Here is a 5704-nt window from a genome sequence, read left to right as displayed (position 1 = left end):
CGCAATTGAGCCTTCCAGCTTCCCCGCCTTGCTGTATATTTCACCGCTGATGATTCTTGGCAAATTGACGGCCCACCTTACATTGCTGCTTTCTAATCCGGATTCGTTCCAATGTCCATTTTTTCCCCAGATAAAACCCACAGAAAGCAACCTTCCTTTGGCTTTATTTTTTCACAACCTGGACCCCTCCTACGGGTCTCTTCCCATCAGTCATTTTAGCAGAACCTATTTTTGTCATACAAATTTCGTTTGTCAGGTTGGTTTTTGTCATACAAAAATTAAGTCAATTCATACAATGCCAAAGGATACACGGTCGTTCAAAATTATGGCAGCGATACAGGTTACAAAAAAAGAATATTTAAGCAGCCGACTGTATCATTTAAAAGTAATCGGTATAGGAACTGAGCATGTTGAAAACCTCGCAAGCTACACCGGTCGGCTGGCATCAGCACATTGTGTGACTGTTGGAACTCTTGTTTCAAAAGAGATCGTTCCAGTAATAAACAAGCCCTGGATGCTGAAGCAACGAGGGTATATTCTTTCGCCGGAGTCTCCGCAGACAACGGCAATCTGCGGTGCCGGTCAAATGGCAACCGATTGGGTTACCGCCCTTGAGCGCCTGACTCTCCGACACGAGCTTAAGTTTGCAACGATGCTGCCGTGGCGGGCGGTGATGGCGCAGAAGAATTTGATACGAAAGTTTCGGGTCTGGTGTCCTGAATGTTACGAACAACAGATCCACAAGGGCGTCGCGTACGATCCGCTTCTTTGGTCTCTTGAAGCGGTTATGGCTTGCAAAATCCACCAGCGACAACTTTCAAAGAAGTGTCAGACCTGCAACCGGAGCGTACCGTTGATCGACTCAAGATATGTTCCAGGCTTGTGTTCTCAGTGTGGTAATTGGTTGGGAAGTTCTGAGTTACGAATTCCACCCAACTGCGAGCCGTCTGATTTTGAATTCTGGAAAGTTGAATCAATCGGAAACTTGCTTGCTGCGACACCCGCTGGAAGCAATCTGGCAACCCGAGACGCCTTCATGGCATCCATCGAAATTGCTGTTAAATGGGCAGGAAGTTTGACTGCTCTCGCCTCGCTCTCAGGCTTTGATCCCCAAACAATTAGAGCCTGGAGAACGGCGAGATTACTGCCCCGACTGAGCGCTGTCTGCAAGTTTGTTTGGGCACTTCATTCGCCCTTGGTCGAATTCCTAACCGGTTGCTGGGAGCCGAAAGCAAAATCTCTGTTATATCGTCTGCCCCACGATAAAAAACAAGGCAACTTACTTTGGTCAAATAGCGTGAAGAAGCGTAGAAGAAAACCGGCGCAGATCAAGAAGCTTCTTGAAAAGGCGCTTCAGGAGGTTCCAGTGCCTTCTCTTTCTGAAGTCGCAAAAAGGATCAAGTACGAAAAGTCATCCCTATATAAGCGCCACAATAGTCAGGCACGCTCAATTGCCAGAGCGCACAAGAGTTGCATTGAAAACACTCGACGAAATCGCAATCGTTCTGTTCGTCTAATTCTGGAAAATGCACTAACTGAAATGCCGCCGCCATCCGTAAATAAAATGAAAAAAAGAATTTTCGAGAAATTTGGCTGGAGGCCCAATCTGAATAAGTTATTCCCGCAAGTATGTGAATCGATAAGCCACCGCTTCTTTCGATCTCGAGCCGAGGCAATCGAAGAGCTTCAAAATGAAATCCGGAATGAGATTATGAAAGTTGTTGTGCAACTGCAAACTCAGGATACTTATCCTTCAAGCAAGCGCGTCGCTTCACGAATGACCAGGAAAGTGACGCATAATGCCGTATGGTTTACAAAGGCTGTCCGTGAAGCTGTGAGCATGATAGCGCAGAGGCGCGTTTCGTAGGGATCTTTTCCTCACTGATCCACGAAAACTCCCCCCTTGGTAAGTCCTGGAGCCACTGTGTATTTCGGTCCTAACGAGGGGCATTGCGGTGCCACCTTGCTGCTTTGATACTTGTTCCGGGTTTTCAACCCTTACGATTATCTCAGAATTCCAAATTCAAAAGGAGAAAACATGTTCAAAAGTAACCACGAGTTTCAGAATTGGTGCAAGAGGAACAAGCTGTCAGAGAAGGCGATCCGATTGATTGAAACCATCAGATCGGAACCACCGTCCAGACGTGTAGGCGGCGGCGCTGGAAACGTTTGCGGCTTCTACAATCGTAGTCGGAAGATGGCTCACTCGGTTCAATTTGAAAGCCATACAGTAGAGCTCCCTTTTATTTACAAATTCGAGTTTGACGAAGACATTATCGAATACTGGGAGCAGGTGCCGAGTTTCTATCTGGATTACCGTGATGATTCCGGGAGAAGGTATAGACATATTTACACCCCGGATTTTTTTGTGCTTCGGAAATCCGCTGCGGGGTGGGTTGAGACAAAGACAGAAAAATCATTGATCAAGTTGAACGAGAAATTCCCGGATCGATACATTAAGGAAAACGGGAAGTGGATTTCACCTGCGGCCACTCGATACGCTTCTGAATTCGGTCTTGACTTTGAAGTTGCAAGTTCAGATGAGATCAACTATATCCTCCAGCGAAACATACAGCTGCTTGAGCCTTACTATTCTAGAGTTCAAAAGCAGAGCAACTCCAGTCAAGAAAGGATCGTAGAGATCCTGAATCACCATGGTTGCATTTCCCTTTCCAAACTGCTCCAAGAGGAAGCCGTGAGGATTGAAGACGTCTACTGGCTAATTTCAGACAATACAGTCTTTGTTGATCTTGACGAAACGTTTCTTCAAACCAAGCTACAGATCATATCTAGAAGTTCTTCGAGAATGCGTCAGACTCTGGAACAGACTCCCTGAGACGCTCGTCGTTGACTGTGGCGCTGAATTCGGAAGCCGACACTTCGAGATGTTTCTGGCGACCTACCGGATCAACAAAAAGCAAAGGCCTCCTTCCAAAGCACGATTCGGTTCCCCGATTGAACGATTCTTTGGAATTTCGAATGAGCTGTTCGTTCATAACTTGATCGGCAACACGCAAATTATGAAGAACGTTCGCCAGGTATCAAAATCAACCAATCCTAAGAAACTCGCTGCATGGACGATTTCGAAATTTGGGGACGCCTTTGGAAAGTGGATCGAGTTTTACAACGACCGGCAACATGGAACGCTTTTAATGAGCCCTAACGAAGCCTATGAACTTGGGATGCAAAAGCATCCGGTTCCATATCGACGAATCGAATATGATCAAAACTTTTTGATCGATTCCATGCCGTCGCCTCGCACTGGTAAAACGAAGGTCGATGGCTGTAGAGGAATTAAAGTGAACTACCTGTACTACTGGTCGAACAAGTTGGCCCTACCCACAGTTGCAGGGACGCGCGTGGATGTCCGTTACGATCCGTTCAACCTGGGTGTGGTTTATGCCTTTGTGAATGGCCAATGGGAACCTTGTCATGCGCGCAGCCACTATCATGAACTTAAGAATTACACCGAGGCGGAGTTGAAATACGCAGCAGTTGAGATTCGTAAGCGATATCAAAATCTTGGCCGCCGACATGTCCCAAATGCTGCCGAGTTTGCACATTTCTTTGAAGAGGTCCAGCACACCGAACAAGAAGAAATTAAAATCCGCCATCGCAAAAGCGCCGAAATGAAAAGGCAACACCAACGTTCACAGGATGGTTCAGAGCAGCCTAACATCTCCGAACCCTTCGATGTTGATGTCGGATCACTGAGAGTTTTAAACTGGAGAAAAGCACGATGAAAAAAGAAAGAGCATTCCCTTTGGAACTTTTGAAACTTCCGGTTCAGAAACGGCTCAAATATTTCCAAGATTATGTCGCTGCCCATCACCTGCTCATCAGTCTTTTCGATGAACTGCGGAACACGATACTGCTTCCCGCAGGGACTTCAATACTTGCTGTTGTTGGACCAACAGGCGTTGGTAAGACATTTTTACGGAAGTTGATTGAAGCCGAAATTCACGAAGAATGGTCTCGAATGCAGCAGGCGGATCCTGAATGGGATCGAGGCCGTATTCCGGTCGTCTCTACCGAAGTGATCGCGAGAGACAAACTCCAGTTCTCCTGGAATGGCTATTATGAACGAGTGCTTCGGGCTCTTTACGAGCCACTTATTGATCAGAAGATCGAAATTAAATCGGTGAAACCTGATCTGCATGGTCTTGTGACATCTTTCAGGAGTATGAGCGGAAACAAACTGAGATTCGCTCTTGAATCGGCTCTTTTGCATAGAAAACCCTTTGCTGTTTTCGTTGATGAAGCTCAGCATCTTGTTCGATCCGGTGGCTACAAGTTACAAGACCAAATGGATTGCATTAAATCAATCGCAAACACAACCGGCGTATTGCATGTGCTCATGGGAACCTATGAAATGGTTGATCTTCTAGATCTGAGTGATCAGCTCATCAGACGCACACTGCCATTGCATTTTCCCCGGTATCGGGAGCGAACGACTGATCTTCGAATGTTTGCCAACGTTATCTACAGCTTCCAGCAGAAGATGCCATTGCCACTTGAGCCCAACTTGATCGAGCATCGTAATTTTCTTTATGAGCGATCGGTCGGCTGCGTCGGGATTTTAAAGGACTGGTTGATGCGTTCGCTGAATCGAGTTCTTCGGAATGATTCCAAAACCATGACGGTCAAGGACCTCGAAGCAACAGTTATCCTTTCCAAGGAGCGAGGCTCCAAAATGAGGCAACGTATAGAGCAGGAAGAAAGAGCATTCGAAAAGTTCCTCCAGACGGAACCGAAATCCCATCAATACGATGATGAGCCGCCGCCGCCAAAAACAAAGCCCATCAATCGACGTCCTGGCCGCAGAAAACCAGGACGCGATCCGATCGGGAAAGCGGTTTGATACTTACCATGAGGAATTTACAATGAGGACTCTTATGGACATTCAGCCTTTTAAACATACTCGACTCTATTCATTGACTCCCAGAGGCCTTGGAACCGCACAAGTGAAAAGTCCAACGAGTTATACCGTGCGACTGGCAAAGGCTCATTCCTTTCGCACTCTGACTTTGATGAAAAAGGAAATCGGCGCAGTTATCGGAAAGTTATGGTTAACAAAAGAAGGCAGACACGAAGAGAGAAAATATCTAAACGGGACAGGAGTAACGGCCTCTGATTGGGTAACTGCATTGCAGAAACTCACAGGGCGCATGCGTCTCGAGCAGCTTTCTTTACTGCGCTTCAGGAATGTAATTGATGACAAAGAATTGCTGTACCCAAGCAGACGGTGGTGCCCGAAATGCTACGCGGAATGCCTCAACTCCGGCGAAGATGTTTACGACCAGACGGTTTGGTATGTTAAGGGAATCCGCAGTTGTATAACCCATGAAACTTTGCTTGCTGGGAATTGCCCGAACTGCAAACGAAAACAGCCGTACCTGCCTGTTTATCCGGAACTCTCAATTTGCGCGCATTGTCAAAAGTCGCTGGCGGGAAGCTTCACAAAAAAGCAAAGCATCGAACAATACGACTCTGAGAATATCATTGCCGAGTTGCTCCTTTTAGCTAGGCAAGTCGGTCAGCTGGATCGATCACGATTCGTTGAAAAAATTCAGGCTCTTGTTAGCCTTGCAGCGGATGGCAATTGCTCCTTGCTGGCACGCTTTGTTGGTATCTCACGGGGGTGCATCGAGAACTGGTATCGCGGCCTGACAATTCCGAAACTTAAAAGTTTCTTGCAATTGTG

5 protein-coding genes are annotated in these 5704 nt (G+C 46.8%); all 5 read left to right on the top strand.

Annotated features, from left to right (window positions below; translation table 11 throughout):
* Positions 1-295: 295 nt before the first annotated feature.
* Positions 296-1867: a TniQ family protein gene (locus L0156_26950; protein MCI0606639.1), complete on the top strand. Its 1572-nt coding sequence runs from the start codon at positions 296-298 to the stop codon at positions 1865-1867.
* Positions 1868-2038: 171 nt separating this feature from the next.
* Positions 2039-2836: a heteromeric transposase endonuclease subunit TnsA gene (locus tag L0156_26945; protein ID MCI0606638.1), complete on the top strand. Its 798-nt coding sequence runs from the start codon at positions 2039-2041 to the stop codon at positions 2834-2836.
* A 49-nt stretch (positions 2837-2885) separates the two neighbouring features.
* On the top strand, positions 2886-3743 hold the full coding sequence (locus L0156_26940; GenBank protein MCI0606637.1) for a Mu transposase C-terminal domain-containing protein: 858 nt from the start codon (positions 2886-2888) through the stop codon (positions 3741-3743).
* Positions 3740-4861 carry a TniB family NTP-binding protein gene (locus L0156_26935; protein MCI0606636.1) on the top strand — a complete coding sequence of 374 codons (1122 nt, stop codon included), beginning with the start codon at positions 3740-3742 and terminating at the stop codon, positions 4859-4861. Before L0156_26940 ends, L0156_26935 begins: the two co-directional genes overlap by 4 nt.
* Before the next feature lie 34 nt (positions 4862-4895).
* Positions 4896-5704: TniQ family protein (locus L0156_26930; protein ID MCI0606635.1), on the top strand; the 809-nt coding region annotated here is incomplete at its 3' end.

The organism is bacterium (assembly GCA_022616075.1).
Taxonomy (GTDB): domain Bacteria; phylum Acidobacteriota; class HRBIN11; order JAKEFK01; family JAKEFK01; genus JAKEFK01.
This window is presented reverse-complemented; position numbering and strand designations above follow the sequence as displayed.